This window comes from Pseudomonas sp. FW305-E2 (assembly GCF_058782925.1).
In genome coordinates this window covers 100432-122980 of the sequence record NZ_JBYSYE010000005.1, presented here as the reverse complement: position 1 = coordinate 122980, position 22549 = coordinate 100432, and the positions used below count along the sequence as shown (strand labels likewise).

Below are 22549 nucleotides of genomic sequence, written 5' to 3'. Positions count from 1 at the left end.
GCGATCATGGCAGAACTGACCACGTTGGCCCGACCTTACGCTAAGGCTGCCTTTGAGCATGCCCAGGCCCATCAGCAACTGGCCAATTGGTCAGCCATGCTCGGCCTGGCTGCTGCGGTGTCGCAAGACGACACCATGCAGCGCCTGCTCAAGGCCCCGCGACTGACGAGCGCAGAAAAGGCCGCCACGTTCATTGACGTGTGCGGTGACAAGTTCAATGCACAGGCACAGAATTTCATTCATGTTGCCGCGGAAAACGACCGTCTCCTGCTTCTGCCGGAGATTGCCGCCCTGTTCGACCTGTACAAGGCCGAGCAAGAGAAATCCGTGGACGTGGAAGTCACCAGTGCCTTCGCGTTGAACCAAGAACAGCAAGACAAACTCGCCAAGGTTCTCAGTGCACGGTTAGGCCAGGAAGTGCGCCTGCACGCGTCGGAGGATGCCAGCCTGATTGGCGGCGTCGTCATCCGCGCCGGTGACCTGGTAATCGATGGCTCTGTTCGCGGCAAAATCGCGAAACTGGCCGAAGCATTGAAATCTTGAGTTTGAAGGGGCAGCAGAGCAATGCAGCAACTCAATCCTTCCGAAATTAGTGAAATCATCAAGGGCCGCATCGATAACCTCGATGTGAGCTCCCAAGCCCGTAACGAAGGTACCGTCGTTTCGGTATCCGACGGTATCGTGCGGATCCACGGTCTGGCCGACGTCATGTACGGCGAAATGATCGAGTTCCCTGGCGGCGTCTACGGCATGGCCCTGAACCTGGAGCAAGACTCCGTAGGTGCAGTGATCTTGGGTGCCTATGACACCCTCGCCGAAGGCATGAGCGCCAAGTGCACCGGCCGCATCCTGGAAGTTCCGGTTGGTAAGGAACTGCTGGGTCGCGTCGTCGACGCACTGGGCAACCCGATTGACGGCAAAGGTCCTCTGGGCAACACCCAGACCGACGCAGTCGAGAAAGTGGCTCCAGGCGTGATCTGGCGTAAGTCGGTAGACCAGCCTGTACAGACTGGTTACAAATCCGTCGACGCCATGATCCCTGTCGGCCGTGGCCAGCGTGAGCTGATCATTGGCGACCGTCAGATCGGCAAGACCGCCATGGCCATCGACGCCATCATCAACCAGAAAAACTCCGGTATTTTCTGCGTTTATGTTGCTGTCGGCCAGAAGCGTTCCACCGTTGCCAACATCGTTCGCAAGCTGGAAGAAACCGGCGCCCTGGCCAACACCATCGTGGTTGTTGCCAGTGCTTCGGAATCCGCCGCACTGCAATTCCTGGCGCCATACGCCGGTTGCACCATGGGCGAGTTCTTCCGCGACCGCGGTGAAGACGCACTGATCGTTTACGATGACCTGTCCAAGCAGGCCGTTGCCTACCGTCAGATCTCCCTGCTGCTGCGCCGTCCACCAGGACGCGAAGCATACCCAGGCGACGTGTTCTATCTCCACTCCCGTCTGCTGGAGCGTGCATCGCGCGTTTCGGAAGAGTACGTCGAGAAGTTCACCAACGGTGCTGTCACTGGCAAAACCGGTTCCCTGACCGCTCTGCCGATCATCGAAACCCAGGCTGGCGACGTTTCTGCGTTCGTTCCGACCAACGTGATTTCCATCACCGACGGTCAGATCTTCCTGGAATCGGCCATGTTCAACTCGGGCATCCGCCCTGCAGTGAACGCCGGTGTTTCGGTATCCCGCGTAGGTGGTGCCGCTCAGACCAAGATCATCAAGAAGCTGTCCGGTGGTATTCGTACCGCTCTGGCTCAGTACCGTGAACTGGCTGCATTCGCCCAGTTCGCGTCCGATCTGGACGAAGCGACCCGCAAGCAGCTGGAGCATGGTCAGCGCGTTACCGAGCTGATGAAGCAGAAGCAGTACGCGCCGATGTCCATCGCGGACATGGCTCTGTCGCTGTACGCCGCTGAGCGTGGCTTCCTGATCGACGTAGAAGTCTCCAAGATCGGCAGCTTCGAGCAAGCTCTGATCGCCTTCTTCAACCGTGATCACGCTGAACTGATGGCGAAGATCAACGTGAAGGGTGACTTCAACGACGAAATCGACGCAGGCCTGAAAGCCGGTATCGAGAAGTTCAAGGCCACCCAGACCTGGTAAGCCGCAGCGGGGGCTCAGGCCCCCGCTTGCTAACCTGATAGGTGATACATGGCAGGCGCAAAAGAGATTCGCAGTAAGATTGCGAGCATCAAAAGCACGCAAAAAATTACCAGCGCCATGGAGAAAGTGGCGGTCAGCAAGATGCGCAAGGCACAAATGCGCATGGCTGCTAGCCGTCCTTACGCGGAACGTATCCGCCAGGTGATCGGTCATCTGGCCAACGCCAACCCGGAATACCGCCACCCGTTCATGATCGAGCGCCCTGTAAAGCGCGCTGGTTATATCGTGGTGAGCAGTGACCGTGGTCTGTGCGGTGGCTTGAACACCAACCTGTTCAAGGCCCTGGTCAAGGACATGAGCGCAAACCGCGAACAGGGCGTGGAAATCGACCTGTGCGTGATCGGCAGCAAGGGTGCGACTTTCTTCCGCATCTTTGGCGGCAACGTCGTAGCAGCGATCAGCCACTTGGGCGAAGAGCCATCGATCAACGATCTGATCGGCTCCGTCAAAGTGATGCTGGACGCCTACCTGGACGGCCGTATCGATCGCCTCTCGGTGGTTTCGAACAAGTTCATCAATACCATGACCCAGAAGCCGACGGTCGAGCAATTGGTACCGTTGGTGGCAACCCCGGATCAGGATCTCAAGCATCACTGGGACTACCTGTACGAACCCGACGCAAAAGAGCTGCTGGACGGCTTGATGGTGCGCTACGTGGAGTCGCAGGTCTACCAGGCGGTGGTCGAGAACAACGCTGCTGAACAAGCGGCCCGGATGATCGCCATGAAGAACGCCACAGACAACGCCGGTGATTTGATCAAAGAGCTTCAGTTGATCTACAACAAGGCGCGTCAGGCTGCGATCACCCAGGAGATCTCGGAAATCGTCGGCGGCGCTGCCGCGGTTTAACGGTTCACATATTCAGAGGATCCAGCTATGAGTAGCGGACGTATCGTTCAAATCATCGGCGCCGTCATCGACGTGGAATTCCCACGTGACGTCGTGCCGAGTGTATACAACGCGCTTAAAGTACAAGGCGCGGAAACCACCCTGGAAGTTCAGCAGCAGCTGGGCGACGGCGTGGTTCGTACCATTGCGATGGGCTCGACCGAAGGCCTGAAGCGCGGTCTGGATGTCGTCGACACCGGCGCTGCCATTTCCGTTCCAGTTGGTAAGGCCACCCTGGGCCGTATCATGGACGTACTGGGCAACCCGATCGACGAAGCCGGCCCGATCGGCGAAGAAGAGCGTCGCGGTATCCACCAGCCAGCGCCTTCGTTCGCTGACCAGGCAGGCGGCAACGACCTGCTGGAAACCGGCATCAAGGTTATCGACCTGGTTTGCCCGTTCGCCAAGGGTGGTAAGGTTGGTCTGTTCGGTGGTGCCGGTGTCGGCAAGACCGTAAACATGATGGAACTGATCCGTAACATCGCCATGGAACACAGCGGTTACTCCGTGTTCGCTGGTGTGGGTGAGCGTACTCGTGAGGGTAACGACTTCTACCACGAGATGAAGGACTCCAACGTTCTCGACAAAGTAGCGCTGGTCTACGGTCAGATGAACGAGCCACCAGGAAACCGTCTGCGTGTAGCGCTGACCGGCCTGACCATGGCCGAGAAGTTCCGTGACGAAGGTAACGACGTTCTGCTGTTCGTCGACAACATCTATCGTTACACCCTGGCCGGTACCGAAGTATCCGCACTGCTGGGCCGTATGCCTTCGGCAGTAGGTTACCAGCCGACCCTGGCTGAAGAGATGGGCGTTCTGCAAGAGCGCATCACCTCCACCAAGGAAGGTTCGATCACCTCCGTACAGGCCGTATATGTACCTGCGGACGACTTGACCGACCCGTCGCCAGCGACCACCTTCGCCCACTTGGACGCCACCGTCGTTCTGTCCCGTGACATCGCCTCCCTGGGTATCTACCCAGCGGTCGACCCACTGGACTCGACTTCGCGCCAGCTGGACCCGAACGTGATCGGCAACGAGCACTACGAGACCGCTCGTGGCGTTCAGTATGTTCTGCAGCGCTACAAAGAGCTGAAGGACATCATTGCGATCCTGGGTATGGATGAACTGTCCGAAGCCGACAAGCAACTGGTAGCCCGCGCTCGTAAGATCCAGCGCTTCCTGTCGCAGCCGTTCTTCGTGGCAGAAGTCTTCACCGGTTCGCCAGGTAAGTACGTTTCCCTGAAAGACACCATCGCTGGCTTCAGCGGCATCCTCAAAGGTGACTACGACCACCTGCCAGAACAAGCGTTCTACATGGTCGGCAGCATCGACGAAGCGATCGAGAAAGCCAAGAAACTGTAATTCCTGCGCCCCGCAAGGGGCGCTATCAGGTTGAGGCAAGCAGATGGCTATGACAGTCCATTGCGATATCGTCAGCGCGGAAGGAGAGATCTTCTCCGGCCTGGTCGAGATGGTGGTTGCGCACGGTAACCTGGGTGATCTTGGTATCGCTCCAGGCCATGCGCCGCTGATCACCAATCTCAAGCCTGGTCCGATCACGCTGACCAAGCAGGGTGGCGCACAAGAGGTGTTCTACATCTCTGGTGGTTTCCTCGAGGTTCAGCCGAACATGGTCAAGGTGCTTGCCGATACCGTGCAACGTGCTACAGACCTGGATGAAGCTCAGGCTCAGGAGGCCCTCAAGGCTGCCGAGAACGCCCTGAATCTGAAAGGCGCGGACTTCGACTACAGTGCCGCCGCCGCACGTCTGGCCGAGGCCGCAGCCCAGCTGCGTACCGTCCAGCAAATGCGCAAAGGCAAGTAATCGGCCCCGGCTGATAACTTCTGTTGCGATTGAGTAAAAGGGTAGCCTCGGCTACCCTTTTTCTTTTTCTGTTTTCTCCCCCGGTCTTTCACTGACCGCCCAGGATTGGTAGCCAGTAATGTCACTCGATATCGTTATTCTCGCCGCCGGCCAAGGCACCCGCATGCGCTCGGCGCTGCCCAAAGTGTTGCACCCGGTAGCTGGCAATTCCATGCTCGGCCATGTTATCCACAGCGCGCGCCAACTTCAGCCGCAAGGTATTCATGTGGTCATTGGCCATGGTGCCGAGCTGGTTCGCGAGCGGCTGGCTGCTGACGACCTGAATTTCGTCATGCAGGATAAACAGCTGGGTACCGGTCATGCTGTTGCCCAGGCACTGCCGGCGCTGACCGCTGACACCGTGCTGGTGTTGTACGGCGACGTGCCGTTGATCGAAGTGGAGACCCTGCAGCGTCTGTTGGCGAAGGCCAACGATCAGCAGCTGGGACTGCTGACAGTCACCCTCGACGATCCGACCGGTTATGGCCGGATCGTGCGTGACGAGCAGGGCAGGGTAACTGCCATCGTTGAGCACAAGGACGCCAACGACGCGCAAAAAGCGATCAAGGAAGGCAACACCGGCATTCTGGCCTTGCCGGCCGCGCGCCTCGCCGACTGGATGGGCCGCCTGTCGAACAACAACGCCCAGGGCGAGTACTACCTGACTGACGTAATCGCCATGGCAGTGGCCGATGGCTTGGTGGTGGCCACTGAACAGCCACACGACGCTATGGAAGTGCAGGGCGCCAACGACCGCCGCCAGCTCTCCGAGCTGGAGCGTCACTACCAGTTGCGTGAAGGCCGCCGTCTGATGGCTCAGGGGGTTACCCTGCGTGACCCGGCACGCTTCGATGTTCGTGGTGAAGTCAGCGTTGGTCGTGACGTGCTGATCGACATCAACGTGATTCTCGAAGGCAAGGTGGTCATCGAAGACGATGTGCAGATCGGCCCTAACTGCGTGATCAAGAACACGACCCTGCGCAAAGGCGCGGTGGTCAAGGCCAACAGCCACCTCGAAGGCGCCGTGATGGGCGAAGGCAGCGATGCTGGCCCGTTCGCCCGCCTGCGTCCGGGCAGCGTACTGGACGCCAAGGCCCATGTGGGTAACTTCGTTGAACTGAAAAACGCCCACCTGGGTGAAGGGGCCAAGGCTGGTCACCTGACCTACCTGGGGGATGCCGAAATCGGTGCGCGCACCAATATCGGCGCCGGCACCATCACCTGCAATTACGATGGCGCCAACAAGTTCAAGACCGTGATGGGTGAAGACGTGTTCATCGGTTCGAACAACTCGCTGGTGGCGCCTGTGGAAATCAAGGCCGGCGCGACCACCGCAGCCGGCTCGACCATCACCCAGGCTGTAGAAGCGGGTGACCTGGCTGTTGCCCGTGCGCGCCAGCGCAACATTTCGGGCTGGAAGCGCCCGGAGAAGATCAAGAAGAGCTGAGTTATTCACAGCCGTTTCGATCGAAAGCCGACTTATGTGAATAAGTCGGCTTTTTTATTGGCGCTGCCGCGCCTAAAGGGAGCGCGTCAAAGCAGAGACAAACAATCCACAGGTCAGCGACAGCTTGACGAATCGCGCGTCTTAGGTTTTGATTGCAATCATTAACTTTCGAATCGAAACTTAAACGCACATGTCGAAACGAAATACACCACAACGGCGACACAATATTCTGGCTCTGCTCAGCGAGCAGGGTGAGGTAAGTGTGGACGCGTTGGCCAAGCGTTTCGCCACCTCGGAAGTGACTATTCGCAAAGACCTTGCCGCCTTGGAAACCAACGGCTTGTTGTTACGCCGCTACGGTGGTGCGGTGCCGGTGCCGCAAGAGTTGCTCGGAGAACCGGCACAACCCGTCTCTTCGTATAAAAAGGCCATTGCGCGTGCCGCTGTGGGGCGTATCCGCGAACATGCGCGCATTATCATCGACAGCGGCAGCACCACGGCGGCAATGATCCCCGAGCTGGGGCGCCAGCCAGGCCTGGTGGTGATGACCAATTCGCTCAATGTGGCTCGTGCAATCTGCGACCTCGAACACGAGCCGGTGCTGCTGATGACCGGTGGCACCTGGGACCCACATTCCGAATCGTTCCAGGGCCAGGTCGCGGAGCAGGTACTGCGCTCCTACGATTTCGACCAATTATTCATCGGTGCCGATGGCATCGACCTCGGCCGGGGTACCACTACCTTCAACGAACTGCTTGGGCTGAGCCGGGTCATGGCCGAAGTTGCCCGTGAAGTGATCGTGATGGTCGAGTCGGACAAGGTGGGGCGCAAGATCCCTAACCTCGAGCTGCCCTGGGGCAGCGTACACACCCTTATTACAGATGAACGCCTGCCAGCAGCAGCGCGCGAACAAATTCAAGCCCGCGGCATCAACCTGATCTGCGCCGCGATCAGCCAGGAGCAATAAAACATGTGTGGAATCGTTGGTGCTGTCGCCGAGCGTAATATCACAGCCATCCTGATCGAAGGCCTCAAGCGTCTTGAATACCGCGGTTACGACAGTGCCGGTTTGGCTGTACTCACCCAGACCGGTGAACTGCAGCGCCGCCGCCGCATCGGCAAGGTCAGCGAGCTGGAGGTTGCTGTTGCTGATGACCCATTGGCAGGCCAGCTGGGAATTGCCCACACCCGCTGGGCTACCCACGGCGCGCCGACTGAAGGCAACGCCCACCCGCACTTCTCGGGCAATGACGTGGCCGTGGTGCACAACGGCATCATCGAGAACCACGAGGAGCTGCGTGAAGAGCTGAAGGGGTTGGGCTATGTCTTCACTTCGCAGACCGATACCGAAGTCATCGTCCACCTGATCCACCACACCCTGAAGAGCATTCCAGACCTGACCGACGCCCTTAAGGCGGCGGTGAAGCGCCTGCACGGCGCTTACGGCCTCGCGCTGATCAGTGCCAAGCAGCCGGACCGCCTGGTGGCCGCACGCAGTGGTAGCCCGCTGGTTATCGGCCTGGGCCTTGGCGAGAACTTCCTGGCGTCCGACCAGCTGGCGCTGCGTCAGGTTACTGACCGGTTCATGTACCTGGAAGAAGGCGACATCGCTGAAATCCGCCGTGATCAGGTCTCTATCTGGGACCAGCAGGGCAACAAGGCCCAGCGCGAAACCGTGCAATATCACGAAGGTGCCGAGGCTGCCGACAAGGGCACTTACCGCCACTTCATGCTCAAGGAAATTCACGAGCAGCCAAGCGTTGTTCAGCGCACGCTTGAAGGCCGCCTGGGCAAGGACAACGTGCTGGTCCAGGCCTTTGGCCCGCAAGCTGCCGACCTGTTTGCCAAGGTGCGCAACGTGCAGATCGTTGCCTGTGGCACCAGCTACCACGCCGGTATGGTTGCGCGTTACTGGCTGGAAAGCCTGGCCGGCATCCCATGCCAGGTAGAAGTGGCCAGCGAGTTCCGCTACCGCAAGGTGGTGGTGCAGGCGGACACGCTGTTCGTCTCCATCTCGCAGTCCGGCGAAACCGCCGATACCTTGGCCGCACTGCGCAACGCCAAGGAGTTGGGTTTCCTTGGCAGCCTGGCGATCTGCAACGTGGGTATCAGCTCGCTGGTACGCGAGTCGGACTTGACCCTGCTGACCTTGGCCGGGCCTGAAATCGGCGTGGCTTCGACCAAAGCATTCACCACCCAGCTGGTTTCGCTGATGCTGCTGACCCTGGCCCTTGGTCAGGTGCGCGGTACGCTGGAAGCCGGTGTCGAAGCTGAGCTGGTTGAAGAGCTGCGTCGCCTGCCGACCCGCCTGGGCGAAGCCCTGGCCATGGATGCCACCGTCGAGAAAATTGCTGAGCTGTTCGCCGACAAGCACCATACCCTGTTCCTCGGCCGCGGCGCGCAGTACCCGGTGGCGATGGAAGGTGCTCTCAAGCTTAAGGAAATCTCCTACATCCATGCCGAAGCTTACCCAGCAGGCGAGTTGAAGCACGGCCCGCTGGCTCTGGTGGACAACGACATGCCGGTGGTTACCGTTGCACCCAACAACGAACTGCTGGAGAAGCTGAAGTCCAACCTGCAGGAAGTGCGTGCCCGTGGTGGCGAGCTGGTCGTGTTCGCCGACGAGCACGCTGGCATGACCAATGGCGAAGGCACCCACGTGATAAAGGTGCCGCACATTGCCGATGCCCTGGCGCCAATCCTGTACACCATTCCGCTTCAGTTGCTGTCTTATTACGTGGCCGTGCTGAAGGGGACCGACGTTGACCAGCCGCGCAATCTGGCCAAGTCGGTGACTGTCGAGTAACGGGTAGTCAGGTGTTGATCAGCTGATTTTGTGGAATTAAAGCTGTCGCCCAACAATTAAAACTGTCGTCGGTAGAGGGGAAGCGCTCGCTCCCCTCCATCGGGCGGTTACACCAGCCTCCCCGCGTGACCCCTCCCTTCCTTGTACTGGCGTTTTCACATGCCCCTCTCGATTCTGCCTGATGAAACTCTTCCGTCATACGTGAGAAGGAACCTGCTGCTCTATTGGGCCGAGCCCAAGGCAGAGATCTTCGAAGCCCTGCGTACCCGTCATGTGATAAAGACGGCCGAAGTGAGAAGGCTCGCAGCAGCCATCGGCTGGCCGGGGTGCTATGGTTTCAATCGGCTTGTTCACAATCACACGCTGAACGCAGCGTTCCACGTCATCAAAAGTGACTGGGATTTTGCCTACTCAGGCACTCAGTACCTTTCTGAGGGGGAGCACTTCAGTGAATGGGATGCTTCCTTCTGCCCTGAATGATGACTGATGGCGGCAATTTTAATTGGCACCGCCAGGTCTCTAGGGCGATTGAGAAAGGTCTCTACGCTTTCGTGTACGACCCAACAACGCAAGCCCTTCAGTCAATTCCAACGCAGGGCGCGCTCAACGATTTGCTGGATCAGGCATGGTCTGATGCCAATCATGAGGCCTTGCGAGCCGTTATCTCGCTTTCTCCTTTGGCCAGTCGTCTGGAAATAGACAATAAGCCCGTGTAGCGCTGCGTGTAGGTTTTGAATGCTGGTGACCGTTGCAGCAGAGGACCTACGTCAAGTCCCTTACTGCAGCGTCTGAGAAGATGGGGCCTGACCATGGTCCGGAGGGAGTGAAATGAAAGCCCATGCAGAGCGCTTGTGGGATGTAGTCATCATTGGCGGAGGACAAGCCGCCCTGGCAACGGCGTACTTCCTGCGCCGAACAGATCTCTCGTTCATCATCCTCGATGCCGAGCAGGGCGCCGGTGGTGCTTGGCGACACGGCTGGGATTCCCTGCGGCTATTCTCGCCGGCCACCTGGAGTTCCATTCCCGGTTGGATGATGCCGCCTGTGGAGGATGGCTATCCTTCTCGCGAGCACGTCATCGACTACCTCACCCAGTATGAGGCTCGCTATCAGTTTCCAGTTGAACGGCCGGTGGGCGTCACCTCGATCGAGCGCGTTGCCGACGCTCTACGTGTCCATTCAGAGTCTGGCCATTGGGACGCCAAAGCTGTGGTCAGTGCTACAGGCACCTGGAGCAATCCGAACATACCTGTCTACCCCGGCGCTGAGCTATTCCGTGGGCAACAGCTGCATTCGGCGCACTACGTTGAACCGCAGGCCTTCTCTGGCAAGCGCGTTCTGGTCGTTGGCGGCGGCAACTCCGGCGCGCAGATTCTCGCAGAGGTTTCCAAAGTAGCGGATGCGACCTGGGTAACCCCTACCGATCCAGTTTTCCTCCCTGATGATGTAGATGGCCGAGTGCTGTTCGAGCGGGCCACAGAGCGCTGGAAAGCGCAGATGGAGGGGCGTGTCATTGAGCAGCCGGTCGGCGGGCTGGGCGACGTGGTAATGGTCCCGCCTGTGGTGGAGGCGCGTGAGCGAGACGTTCTGCACGCGGTGAGACCCTTCGTTCGTTTCACCCCTGACGGTGTGGTCTGGGCAGACGGCTCGGAAACCGCAGTGGATGCAGTGATCTGGTGCACCGGGTTCAAACCCGCCTTGGGACACCTCGTCAGCCTTGGGGTTGTGACTGAGCAAGGACGTGTAGAGGTCGAAGGGACCCGATCTGTGAGTGAGCCCAGACTGTGGCTGGTGGGCTATGGCGAGTGGACAGGTTCTGCATCAGCAACCTTGATCGGGGTGACCCGCACTGCCCGCAGTACTGCAGCTGAAATCGAGCAGTTTGTGGTGAAAGCGGAGGCCTGATGGCCTCCGCATTTCCTCACGGATCAGTGTGTCTGTTGTGCCATTTCACTGTGCCTGGGCAGTGCGATCGAGATGAGTGCGGCAGCCAATACGAAGATGCTGGATACCCACAAACACGCCTCTAACCCATAAGCTTGGAACACCCAACCTGACAGCAATGTGCCGACCAAGCGCCCGAGGGCGTTGGACATGTAGTAGAAGCCCACATCCAAGGACACGCCGTCTTCCTTGGCATAGCTGACGATCAGGTAGCTGTGCAGCGACGAGTTCACGGCGAACAGCACGCCGAACAGCATCAACCCACCGAGCAGAACTACCTGCGCCGACCAGCCTGCCGACAGGCCCACGGCAATGAGCGCAGGTAGCCCGGCCAGGGCGATTGCCCAGATGAAGGCTGCTCGACCATCGGGCACATGTCCGCGCTTCTTGCCGGTGATATGGGGAGCAAACGACTGGACGATGCCGTAGCCGATGACCCACGCGGCCAAGAAACCGCCGACCAGCCAGAAGTCCCAGCCAAACGTAGAGCTCAGGTACACCGGCAGTGCCACAACAAACCAGACATCCCGCGCACCGAACAAAAACAGCCGTGCGGCCGAGAGAATGTTGATCGCCCGGCTCTTGGACAGCATGTCGCGGAACTTCGGTTTGGCCTTGGCTTTGCCCAAGTCCTTTTTCAGCAGGATCAAGCTGCAGATCCAAATGAGGGCCAAGGCTGCTGCCATGGCCAGCACTGCCAGGGTGAAACCGAGCAGCGCTAGCAATGCTCCCCCGAGGAAGAAACCCACACCTTTGAGGGCGTTTTTCGAGCCCGTTAGGATGGCCACCCATTTGTAGAGGGTGCCTTGCTGGCTGTCCGGTACCAGGAGCTTGATGGAGCTCTTGGCGCTCATCTTGTTCAGGTCCTTGGCGATGCCGGAGAGCGCCTGGGCGGCCATCACCCACGGCACCGTTAGCGAGGCTGCTGGTACCGTGAGCATCAGCAGGGCGACAACCTGCATGCCAAGACCGATGTTCATGGTGCGGTGAGCCCCAGGCGGGCGCCGAGGTAGCCGCCCACGAGGTTGGTGATCACGCCGAACACTTCGTAGAACAGGAACAGCGCCGCGATCTGCAGCGGCGTGTATCCCAGCGAATGGAAGTGCAGTACCACCAGCATGCGCAAAGCGCCGTCGGTAAGGGTGAAGGCCCAGTAATTGCCGGTAACCAGCAGGTACTGACGCACTTCCGCAGACAGAGCTGACAACGCCTTCATGATTGCCATTTACTCCGCTGCGCCGACCAGGCGTGCCAGTTCAACCGCACGGTTGGCGTAGCCCCACTCGTTGTCGTACCAGGCGTAGATCTTCACTTGGGTACCGTTGACTACGAGGGTGGACAGCGCATCGATGATCGAGGACCGCGGATCGGTGCGGTAGTCGATGGACACCAAGGGGCGTTCTTCGTAGCCCAGGATGTCCTTCAGCGGTCCTTCGGTTGCGGCTTTCAGCAGCGCGTTGACCTCTTCAGTCGTTGTCTCACGTTCCACTTCGAACACGCAGTCGGTCATATACTCAGGCTTGTCGGAAAGGAAGACAACGGCCAGCCCGAACATCAGGACCGGGCCGACACCCAGTTCTGGATCAGCGACAGGGCAAGGATGCGCTTGTCCTTGAATACCTGTGGCAACTCCTCGTATTTCACCTTCGCCAGAGGTGGGTACATCATTACGATGAGGCCAATGGCGATGGGGATGTTTGTCGAGCCTACCGACAGGCTATTCAGCCACGCAGGCAATCCCTGGAACAGGCTGCCCAGACCAATGCCCAGGCCCATGGCCAGAAAGATCCACACCGTCAGGTAGCGGTCTAGAAAGGAAAGTCGGCTTTTGCTCATGGTGGATCTCCCTAAACGTCAGGGCCAATGTGTCTGTCTGCTACAAGCACAACACAGTATTGCTCAAAAATTGCCCCTTTTGGGGGAAGGTATTTACTCGGGCGGATCAAGGTCTACAGCAAGCCCCAAGAGCAGCGTCAGCAAGACGACGATCAGCAGGCCGAACTGCGCAAGCTACGCGCTGAACTCAAGCGCGTGACGGAAGAGCGAGACTTTTTGGCGGGGAACCACTGCAGGAGAACGGTATAGGGCTGGTCAGGCGTAGAGTGGTGTTCTTGCGAGCTGCGGTCGAATCAGGACTGGTGACCTCCACATCATCTGCAAGTTCGTTGGCGCGAAAATCATCTTTTGCGTAAATGAAGATATTCAGTCGCTAGGCTGTCGCAGGTGCACGCGCTACGGGTAATTGGATTAGACACAGAATAAGCACCAGATTAGCTCGCTCGATAGCGGTTAGGCAGTTTGATGTTAAATCTGATCGCCAATGCGCGCAGTGTAAACGCGACAATAAAACCGCCAAGCAAATCGTAGCTATTCGAATAGCCCAGAGTGCTTAGAGCGTAGTAGGCAATAGAACCTCCCAAGGTCGTGGTGATGTACAGCTCTTCATTCATGAGAGTCAGATTGCTACCACATAACACATCACGCGTAATCCCGCCAAATGTGGCTGTCACCACCCCCATACAAATTGCGATCAGGGGTGAAGCTTCAGCAAGTAGAGCCACTTCAGTACCAACTGCCGCGAATAATGCTATGCCAATTGCATCCATCCAAAGAAGAGCTCCCGCAAGCGACGTAAGTCTGGGGGCGATGTAATAGGTCGCGGCAGAGGAAACAAGGCAGATTACAATCCAAGTAGGTTCCCTGATCCAGAAAACAGGTAGATTCCCTATCAGCACATCACGCAGCGTGCCGCCCCCGAGCCCTGTGACTGTTCCAATCAGTATAAACCCCAATATATCCATCTTGAGGCGCGCCGCACTCAGTGCACCAGAAACGGCAAAGACTGCCACCGCGCAGAGCCCCATGACATTCACCACAGCGGTAAGATCGTACAAGATGAAACTCCTATCCGGGCTCATGAAGGTACTGCTTCGGCTAATCGCGAGCGGGCTCGTTCCTAAAGGTTATGCGCTAAACCAATAGAAGCGAGCCCGCTTATGACGTGATTGTTAGAGCGGCAGCAAATGAATCTGGGTCAGAAATAATAACCGATATTCATGTACAACTGGTTTTCCCACTGATTACTTCCTCCAGCGCCCAAACTCTGGGTGAGGCTGCTGCCACCGATGACCGGATCATTCTTTCCGTGCAGCCATTCCGTGGCGATCCACAGTTTACTGAGGGAAAACGATGTGCCGACAATCATCCGTTGCGAGGTCTTGAAATCATCAGCGGTTTTGTCGAAAGCGCTGTAGTTAGCGTACAGCTTCACACCGCTGATCAGATCGAACAGATACTTACCGCTTACATCGTAGCTCACATCCGCGACGTACAAGTTACCGCGACTGGCGACATTGAAGGTGCCGTCGTAACCTCCGAAAGTCACCAGTTCATCGGTACCGGGGTTGCGCGGAGACATCTGCTGTCGCGCGGCTTGCAGTTGCACTTCCCACGGGCCGTTTTTGCCGATGTAGTGCACCGCCATGGCATTGCGCCGACCATCATTGTTCGTGTCGCGGTTCTCCAGGGACGAGGTCAGGCCTGAGATCCCGACTTCGGACTTCCACGGCCCCAGGTCCAGCGCTTTGGCCACCCGCAGGACCACTGTGTTGCGTTCCTGGTTGTTGCTGCCGTCGGTGACATAGCTGTCCGCTTCGGAGACCACGGTGGAGTAGGTTTCACCGTTGCTGGTGCCTTTGCCCTGCCACGCCGGGCGCAGGTAGTAACCGGCCTGAATATTCCAGTCGCCGCTTTGGTGGATGTACTTGGCGCCGACTTCTTCCACGTCTTCGAGTCCCATGACGGCCCCCAGAGTTTGGTAGAACGTACTACCGAAGTACGGCTGCAACCCGAACGGTAGCTGGTTCAGGCCCACCTGGACCTGCTGGTCGGGGTTGAACTTGTAGCCGATCCACGCAAGTTCGGCGAACTGGATGTCCCCGACGTTCTTGGTGTACTGGTAAGGGTAAGCTCGACCGTAGAACCGGTATTTGGCCTCGCCAATCCAGGTGTCGGATTTGTACTTGGCGGAGAGGATCGCGGTGTCGAAGTTAAACTTCTGGATATCGCGATCTGGATCATAGTCCCAACGCGCCCGGACGGCGCCACCGAGATCGAGATTGTCGGTAACCTGTATCGCCATCGCGGGAGTGGAAAGTGCACACAACAGCGCAAGAGAGGCCAATGTGCGCAAGGGCCGGTTAGTCTTAAAGTTCATAGTCGCTCCGTCTCTTTTCTAGATCTTATTGTTGGCAACAGTCATCTCGGCCACGATAAAATCGCGGTCTAGATGAATGGGGTAGGGCCCACCAGAACGAAAGCTGCGAACAGCGTCAAACTGAGGGCCAATAGGCTAAATGGAACACGGTCTGTTGGGTCTGGGTGAAGTTGTCCGAGGCTGAACCTAGCACTTCTCCACCAAGTTAGGAGGCACCTAAAAAACCGCAGTCATTCACATTCCCGGGTCAACTGCGTTGCAGTTCTTCAACCACTGCGTCACAAGCACGGAAGGTATTCAACGTCCATTCCGCATTGATAAAGTCCGGCCAACTAGAGAGTTTTACAATGACTACTTCAGAAGCCGGATGCCAATAAATACTCTGCCCAAACACTCCACGCGCCGAATAATTACCTTGTTCGCTATCTAGCACCCAGCACTGATTGCTGTAGGCTGCGTTAGGAAAGTGCTTGACATAGAAACCATAGAGGACTTCAAACGCCGGTGTGGAACCGCTGCCGCATGCGCGTACGAATTCCTCCGGAACAATCTGCTGGCCGTTGAAATATCCACCCTGCAGATACATCTGAGCAAAGCGCGCCAGATCACGCAACGTGGCACTCATCCCGCCATCGGCTAATGCGGTTCCAACGCAATCGAGGGTGATATTCGCGTCTTGTTCTGCCCCCAGTTTGGACCAGATCTCCCGGCTTAGTAAAACGGGGAGCCGCTCGCCGCAAGCCCGCTCACAGACCCAGGCCAACATGTCGGTATCCACTGAGCGATACTCAAAGAACTTCCCATGTTCACGGTCTTTACCCAGCGACTTCAACAAACCGTAAATACTGTCGGGGGACTTCAGCTCACCCCGTTCACGCCAACCCGAGGCGACATCCAACTGGATGAATTCAGCATCCGGATCGGTGTAATCCTCCCTAAATCTTACGCCCGTGCGCATATCCAGCAGATCCTGTACACGGGCGTCGCCGTATCCGCTTTCCGAAAGCTCGGGCACATAGGTGCTGACCCGCGCTTGGGGATCGATTCTGCCTTGGCCGATCAACCTGCCGACCAGACTGCCGATAATAGTCTTGGATACCGACTGCAGCAGATGCAACGTGTACGGCTGCATACCGTTAAAATATTGCTCAGTAACCACCTTGCCTTGATGAAGCACCAAAAAGCCATCGGTGTAGCTATCGTTCAAGAAGGTCGCCAGGTCGGTTTGCCCGCCGTCGACCCGCTGGAAAAGTACGGCGTCCAGTGAGCGTTCATTGCGCTCAAGTTCGCTGACCGGCCCGGGACCGCGATGAATAGCTGCTACCGGAAACAGCTGACTCATGTGCTGGAACGACCAGCGGTTATAGGGCGGACTGTCCCAGTTATGCTGGCCGACTTGCTTTTCGCGGGAGGGCGGATAGCCCTGCATCAGCCTTAAGTCCTGATAACTAATGCCGGGAGCAGTCATGTCCTTTTTGTCGTACATGGGGTTCAGATCTCGTCGTTCAGTGGGTGATGGCAAGAAAAACGATGGCCGTATTCCCGAGTCTCGGCTGGCACCTCTCGGCGACAACGCTCACTGGCTCGCGGACAACGGGGCGCGAAGTGGCACCCAGCAGGTCGGTTCAAGGGGCTGGGGATCTCGCCGCTAAGGATCTGCAACTGGTCCCGACGGTCCGGGTCGATGGAGGGCACTGAGTTGAGCAGCGCGCGGGTATAGGGATGACGCGGTTGGCCGAACACTTGCTCCACAGGCCCTGCCTCGACGATGCGCCCCAGATACATCACAAGCACCCGCTGCGCCAGATACTCGACTGTCGCCAGGTCGTGGCTGATAAACAGATAGCTCAGCCCATTAGCGGCCTGCAGCGTCTTGAGCAATTGCAGCACTTGGGCTTGAACCGACACGTCGAGCGCAGCCGTAGGTTCATCGAGAATTAGCAGTTTCGACTCCAACGCCAGGGCCCGAGCGATAGCGATACGCTGCAACTGTCCACCGGAAAACTCATGGGGATAGCGATCCATGTGCTCCTCGCCCATCCCCACATTTCCAAGCAATTGAAGAATACGCTCGTGCAAGGCGCTCCCGTGCAAACCAAAGGCGACCTTCAGTGGCTCGGCAACAATCGCCTTGATTTTCATTTTCGGGTTCAGCGAGGCGTAGGGATTCTGGAACACCATACTCAAGCTCCGGCCCCTCGCCTTGGCATCAGTGGGCAACGGCCGACCTTCGACTAAAATTTGCCCACTATCGGCTGCTAACAGGCCGAGCAAGGTCGCGGCAACCGTGCTTTTGCCACAACCGGACTCTCCCACCAGCGCGACCGTTTCACCTACCTGAACCTCCAGGCTGATGTGGTCAATGGCAGTCACGAGGCCGTCGCGGCTGGCGTAGGTCTTGTGCAACTGGTTAACACTCAGCAGTGCGGGCTGTTTGTTGTTGTTCATAGCCGTTTACCTTTCAAAAAAGCCTCACACCTTGACTAACGTGTTGTGGCAAGCGGCCCAATGTCCCTCGCCAATTTCTACCCTTGGCGCAGCGTGAACGCAGCGTCCCGTGGCACGCTCACAACGTGGGCGGAATGCGCAGCCCGCTGGGGGAGCCGCCATGTTCGGCACTTGCCCCGGGATGAAACCCAGCGGCTGAGGCCCCTGCCCCAACGTGGGCACGGTACCCATCAACTTCATGGTGTAGGGGTGTGCAGGTTGCTTGAACACTTGGCCCACCGGGCCGCTCTCCACCACTTCGCCGGCATACATAACCGCCACCCGGTCGCAGAGCGAAGCGACTACCCCAAGGTTGTGGGTGATAAACAGAATCGCTAGATCCTGCTCCCGTGCCAGTTTGCGCAGGAGGGCTATGATCTGCGCCTGCACTGTGACGTCTAGCGCCGTGGTCGGCTCATCGGCGATCAGCAGTTTCGGTCGACAGGCCAGCGCCATGGCAATCACGACTCGCTGTAACTGGCCGCCAGACAACTGGTGCGGATACTTAGCCAACACCAGAGGAGGGTCTGGCATGCTGACCGCTTCCAGGGAGCTCAGCGCCTCGGCGCGGATTTGTGCCTTATTCAGTTGCCGATGGCAGCCGATGACATCGAACATCTGCCGCCCGACCGTGAAGAACGGGTTGAGCGCCTTCATCGGATTCTGGAAGACCATCGCCGCGCCACCGCCACGCAACGCCGCCAGCTGCGTGGCTGATGCGCCGTTAACCTGCTGTCCGGCGACCCTGATAGTGCCTCCCAGCCGAGCGGTCTCAGGCACCAATCCAAGGCAGGACATAGCGGTCATTGACTTACCCGAGCCCGACTCCCCCACCAAGCCCAGGATTTCGCCGCGCTTTAACTTGAGGTCGATGCCACGTACGGCCTTTACGGTCTTGAACAAACCAGGGAAAGACACCGTCAGCCCTTCCACTTCTAGCACTAGAGCTTGCGCTGCGTCTGTACTCGAAGCGGCGAGACGCTCGACGGCAGAATATTGCAAGGATTCATCGATCATCAGCGTGTCCCCTTCTTTGGGTCGAGCACATCGCGCAGCCCGTCACCCACCAGATTGACGGCCAGCACCAGGACAAAAATCGCCACTCCGGGGAACAACACAGTCCAGGGGTTCTCGAGCAACTGCGAGCGCGACGCCGCGGCCATCAGCCCCCATTCGATCATGGGCGGCTTGGCCCCCAGCCCGATAAAGCTCAACGAGGCAGCGGCGAGAATGGTGTAACCAAAATCCATGGAGCCCTGCACGATTACAGGGGTGGTGGCATTTGGCAGTACATGTCGCAGCAAGATACGTCCGTGACTGACGCCCATAGAACGGGCTGCCTGGATATAGGTTTCTGAACGAACCCGTACTACTGCACCGCGCATGATCCTCGCGTACCAGGGAAACCAAGACACAGCGAGCGCTAACATGGCATTGGCCAATCCCGATCCGAGAGCAGCGGTGATAGCGATCGGTAGCAACAACGGCGGAAAGGCCAGAAACACATCTGATAAACGCATCAGCAGCGTATCAACTCGCCCACCGAAGTAACCGGAAACAAGCCCAATAGGAATTCCGATTAGCATCGCGATCAAAGTTACGCTCACCCCGATAACCAGTGAGGTGCGTGCGCCATAAAGCACCCGTGAAAGAATGTCACGCCCAAACTCGTCGGTGCCCATCCAGTGTGCCCAGCTGGGCGCCAGCAATTTCTGAGAAAAGACAATCTTGTTCGGCTCATAAGGGGCAAGCCAGGACGCGAAGACTGCTGCCAGTATGATCAGCAGTAACAACAGCGCACCGAATACGAATAGTTTGTTTTCGCTGGCAAAAGCCAAGGCCTTGATACGCCATGATGGGGCTCGTGAAGGCATGGACTGTGATATGTCTTGGGTACTCATTGGACTCGCAGCCTCGGATCAACAAGGTGATACAAGAGATCAACGATTAGGTTGATCGACAGATATGTCGTGGCCAGCACCAGAGTGGCTCCCATAACAGCGGGGAAATCATTCTGGGCAATCGAAAACACCACGAAGCCGCCTAGGCCTGGCCAATCGAAAATAAACTCAACAACTACCGCACCACCGAGTAGGTAACCGAAGGTCAGGCCCACCACCGTCAGGAGCGGAATCATTGTCGCCTTGAGTGCATAGGCGTAATGGATACGCCACTTGGGTACACCGTAAGAAACCGCCGTACGGATGTACTCCTCAGATAGCACCTCAACCATCATGTTGCGGGTAATCCGGGTGACAGTGGCCAAGGTCACTATGACCAAGGTGAGCACGGGTAGCGTCAGATGCTTAATGGCACTCCACAGTGCTACGAAATTACCGGCCAGCAGCGTGTCAATCAGGTAAAAGCCCGTCACTCGCTCAAACGGGCTATCGAGAAGAATGGAGGCATCGATACGACCTTGCAGGGGTAGCCAGTTAAGCTTCCCGTAGAACAGCAACTGCAAGCCCATGGCCAGGATGAACACTGGAAACGCCGTCCCGGCGATGGACCCCGCTCGTGCGGCATTGTCGACCACCCGGTTTTGCCTCGCAGCTGAGATAACACCGATCGGCACACCTAGCACTACAACCCAGAACATCGCGAGGAATGTCAGTTCAAAGGTCGCTCCAACCCGCCTGACCACTTCCTCCATGACCGGCCGTCCGGTGCGCAGACTAGTGCCAAAATCACCTCGGAGAAGATCGCCGATGTAATTTAAGTACTGGACTGGCAGAGGTTTATCCAACCCGAGTTTTTCACGTGCGACGGAAATCTGCTCCACCGTGGGGTGGTTCCCTAGCATCATTTCCACCGGGGAACCCGGAAGAGCTCGACTCAGAACGAAGGTGATAGTCAACACTCCTAGAAGAATGAAGAACATCACTATCAATCGCTGGGTTATATAATTCACCATTTGGAACACCCTTTGTGGCTAAAAGCTAGACCCGAACCGCTTACACCTTACGTAAACACCCAAAAGCGGATTGACCCTTGGTGATCTGACCAGACAGATTAAATATCTGGCCATATATTTACTTGGCATATCAGCTACGACACGCTCCACTTCAACAAGTACGAGTCAACGCTCAATGACTCAGGTTGTAGTAGAGAACTGCTTCGTAAGCTGGATTCAGGCTTTTTTCCATACCCTTTATGTCTTTGCGGGAGACACGTATCTGCTGAACGTCGGCGTACCAGATCGCAGGAGCGTCCTGGGCTAATAACTGCTGTGCCTGCACATACTTTTCAGTTGATTTGGCCCGATCACTGCCCTCTAGATCTCCCGCCTCTTCTATCAACTGGTCAAATTTTTTATTACTGTAGTGAGAAAGATTGAACAGCGTCGTTTTCTCTGTATGGAATTCACTTACAAGCCAATCGCCAGGTGTCGAATATGTCGGCCACCATGCCATAGATTGCATGTTGGGAGCGGTTTCCAGCTTCTTTGCCCGATCCCAAAGGACGCCCCACTCGCCGGGGCGTAACTCAACCTCAACGCCTACCTGAGACGCAGTAGCCTGAAACAGTTCGGCTGCGTTTGAATAGACACCACTGATATACTGCATCGAGACCTTCCAGTCCTGCTTAGGCACACCGGAGGCCTCCAACAATTGTCGGGCTTTGTCCGGATCGTAAGTGGCCATAGGCACGCTGGCATGCCCCCAAATACTGGTGGGCAAAGGCCCCTTGGGAACACTGCCGTAGCCATGCAAAATGTCTTTGGTGACACTTTCATAGTCCCAGAGATACTGCAATGCCTGACGAAACTTCAGGTTATTCGTAGGATACTTCTGGGTATTGATCAAAAACTGGAAATTTTTCCAAGAAGGCGCGGTGCTCACCTTGATTGAGGGGTCTTCTCCCAACACCTTGAGCTGATCAAGAGGAATATCCCAGGCGACCCCAGCCTCGCCATTTTTGATCATCTGAGTACGGGTGGAGGCTTCGGATACAACCTTCACAATGACCCGATCAAACTGCCCTTCTTTCCACCCACCCCAGTATCCATCGAATCGCTCAAGCACTACTTGCTGGCCTTGTTCGACCTGCCCAAGTTTGTAGGGGCCGGTACCGATGGCGTTGGGAGCCATCATCCAACTATGCCCTTTTTCCACTGCCGCCGGGGCAATGATATAAGCGGCATACTGACCTGCCGCGATCAGATTGGCCGGCGTGGGACTTTTAAACTTGAGCGCTACCGTATCGTCAGCGAGGACCTCGACGGCATCCAGATTTTTCCATACAAATGCAGCGCCCTGGTTCAGCTGCTTGACGTAATCAATGGAGACTTTGACCGCTGCCGCGTTAAAGGCCGAACCGTCATGGAACTTCACACCGTGCCGCAGTTTGAAGGTCCAGGTTTTGCCACTGTCGCTGCTCTCCCACGACGTCGCGAGACCGGGGGAAAACTCCTCTGCACTGCCTGGCGCGTTATATAAAACTAGTGTCTCGTAGATATTCCCCAGCACTCGTACTTCTTCCGAAAAAGCCGAAGCTGGATCCCAATCCTTGAATGAGGCTCGATCAGCGACAACCAAGGTATTGTTTGCCGCACACACCGAACCACTGGTTAATGACGCAGTCACAGACAGCGCCATCAAGCCCGCCATTAATGCTCTTCTTACTTTCATAAATTTTCCTCTTATTTTTATGGTGGGCACAGCGAATCGTTTGTAAAGCCAGCATTCCTTCAAGTGGAATGCACGTGTGGTTGGCCATTAACGA

At 57.2% G+C, this 22549-nt stretch carries 18 protein-coding genes and 3 pseudogenes; 10 read left to right on the top strand and 11 right to left on the bottom strand.

Annotated features, from left to right (window positions below; genetic code table 11):
• The first annotated feature begins 6 nt into the window (after positions 1-6).
• The 10 genes from AC3WLP_RS07040 to AC3WLP_RS06995 all read left to right on the top strand — a co-directional run bounded on the left by AC3WLP_RS07040 (position 7) and on the right by AC3WLP_RS06995 (position 11082).
• On the top strand, positions 7-543 hold the full coding sequence (locus AC3WLP_RS07040) for a F0F1 ATP synthase subunit delta (protein ID WP_003253191.1): 537 nt from the start codon (positions 7-9) through the stop codon (positions 541-543).
• Positions 544-564: 21 nt separating this feature from the next.
• A complete protein-coding gene (gene atpA / locus AC3WLP_RS07035; RefSeq protein WP_012054152.1) occupies positions 565-2109 on the top strand; it encodes a F0F1 ATP synthase subunit alpha in 1545 nt (514 codons plus the stop codon).
• Positions 2110-2157: 48 nt separating this feature from the next.
• Positions 2158-3018 carry a F0F1 ATP synthase subunit gamma gene (gene atpG, locus AC3WLP_RS07030; RefSeq protein ID WP_003253195.1) on the top strand — a complete coding sequence of 287 codons (861 nt, stop codon included), beginning with the start codon at positions 2158-2160 and terminating at the stop codon, positions 3016-3018.
• A gap of 27 nt (positions 3019-3045) precedes the next feature.
• Positions 3046-4422, top strand: coding sequence for a F0F1 ATP synthase subunit beta (gene atpD / locus AC3WLP_RS07025; RefSeq protein WP_003253197.1), 1377 nt, complete (start codon positions 3046-3048; stop codon positions 4420-4422).
• Positions 4423-4465: 43 nt separating this feature from the next.
• Positions 4466-4885, top strand: a complete 420-nt coding sequence (locus AC3WLP_RS07020) for a F0F1 ATP synthase subunit epsilon (protein ID WP_003253199.1) — start codon at positions 4466-4468, stop codon at positions 4883-4885.
• A gap of 118 nt (positions 4886-5003) precedes the next feature.
• On the top strand, positions 5004-6371 hold the full coding sequence (gene glmU, locus AC3WLP_RS07015) for a bifunctional UDP-N-acetylglucosamine diphosphorylase/glucosamine-1-phosphate N-acetyltransferase GlmU (protein ID WP_003253201.1): 1368 nt from the start codon (positions 5004-5006) through the stop codon (positions 6369-6371).
• A gap of 190 nt (positions 6372-6561) precedes the next feature.
• Positions 6562-7338, top strand: coding sequence for a DeoR/GlpR family DNA-binding transcription regulator (locus tag AC3WLP_RS07010; RefSeq protein ID WP_003253204.1), 777 nt, complete (start codon positions 6562-6564; stop codon positions 7336-7338).
• A gap of 3 nt (positions 7339-7341) precedes the next feature.
• Positions 7342-9177 carry a glutamine--fructose-6-phosphate transaminase (isomerizing) gene (gene glmS, locus AC3WLP_RS07005; RefSeq protein ID WP_088512642.1) on the top strand — a complete coding sequence of 612 codons (1836 nt, stop codon included), beginning with the start codon at positions 7342-7344 and terminating at the stop codon, positions 9175-9177.
• A gap of 159 nt (positions 9178-9336) precedes the next feature.
• On the top strand, positions 9337-9657 hold the full coding sequence (locus AC3WLP_RS07000) for a hypothetical protein (protein ID WP_088512641.1): 321 nt from the start codon (positions 9337-9339) through the stop codon (positions 9655-9657).
• Positions 9658-10005: 348 nt separating this feature from the next.
• On the top strand, positions 10006-11082 hold the full coding sequence (locus tag AC3WLP_RS06995; protein WP_088512640.1) for an ArsO family NAD(P)H-dependent flavin-containing monooxygenase: 1077 nt from the start codon (positions 10006-10008) through the stop codon (positions 11080-11082).
• A 23-nt stretch (positions 11083-11105) separates the two neighbouring features.
• Here the strand turns inward: AC3WLP_RS06995 and arsJ are convergent.
• The 11 genes and pseudogenes from arsJ to AC3WLP_RS06940 form a co-directional block, all read right to left on the bottom strand.
• Positions 11106-12337 (bottom strand): annotated as a pseudogene (gene arsJ / locus AC3WLP_RS06990) (organoarsenical effux MFS transporter ArsJ).
• 9 nt (positions 12338-12346) lie between these two features.
• Positions 12347-12631, bottom strand: a pseudogene (locus AC3WLP_RS06985) (type I glyceraldehyde-3-phosphate dehydrogenase); the annotation flags it as partial.
• Positions 12617-12957: pseudogene (locus AC3WLP_RS06980) on the bottom strand (arsenic resistance protein); the annotation flags it as partial. The pseudogenes AC3WLP_RS06985 and AC3WLP_RS06980, both read right to left, overlap by 15 nt.
• Positions 12958-13391: 434 nt before the next feature.
• Complete coding sequence (locus AC3WLP_RS06975) at positions 13392-14015, bottom strand: trimeric intracellular cation channel family protein (protein ID WP_207238204.1); 624 nt, start codon at positions 14013-14015, stop codon at positions 13392-13394.
• Between the two features lie 140 nt (positions 14016-14155).
• Entirely contained in the window at positions 14156-15337 is a 1182-nt protein-coding gene (locus tag AC3WLP_RS06970) for a hypothetical protein (protein WP_088512638.1), read from the bottom strand.
• Positions 15338-15584: 247 nt separating this feature from the next.
• The gene (locus tag AC3WLP_RS06965; RefSeq protein WP_088512637.1) at positions 15585-16823 is read right to left on the bottom strand and encodes a serine hydrolase domain-containing protein; all 1239 of its coding nucleotides are present in this window, start codon (positions 16821-16823) and stop codon (positions 15585-15587) included.
• A gap of 5 nt (positions 16824-16828) precedes the next feature.
• On the bottom strand, positions 16829-17785 hold the full coding sequence (locus AC3WLP_RS06960; RefSeq protein ID WP_088512636.1) for an ABC transporter ATP-binding protein: 957 nt from the start codon (positions 17783-17785) through the stop codon (positions 16829-16831).
• A gap of 24 nt (positions 17786-17809) precedes the next feature.
• Positions 17810-18841: an ABC transporter ATP-binding protein gene (locus AC3WLP_RS06955; RefSeq protein ID WP_088512635.1), complete on the bottom strand. Its 1032-nt coding sequence runs from the start codon at positions 18839-18841 to the stop codon at positions 17810-17812.
• Positions 18841-19725 carry an ABC transporter permease gene (locus AC3WLP_RS06950; RefSeq protein WP_088512634.1) on the bottom strand — a complete coding sequence of 295 codons (885 nt, stop codon included), beginning with the start codon at positions 19723-19725 and terminating at the stop codon, positions 18841-18843. Before AC3WLP_RS06950 ends, AC3WLP_RS06955 begins: the two co-directional genes overlap by 1 nt.
• A complete protein-coding gene (locus tag AC3WLP_RS06945; protein ID WP_088512633.1) occupies positions 19722-20738 on the bottom strand; it encodes an ABC transporter permease in 1017 nt (338 codons plus the stop codon). Before AC3WLP_RS06945 ends, AC3WLP_RS06950 begins: the two co-directional genes overlap by 4 nt.
• Positions 20739-20910: 172 nt before the next feature.
• Positions 20911-22485 carry an ABC transporter substrate-binding protein gene (locus AC3WLP_RS06940; protein ID WP_223843574.1) on the bottom strand — a complete coding sequence of 525 codons (1575 nt, stop codon included), beginning with the start codon at positions 22483-22485 and terminating at the stop codon, positions 20911-20913.
• Positions 22486-22549 lie beyond the last annotated feature (64 nt).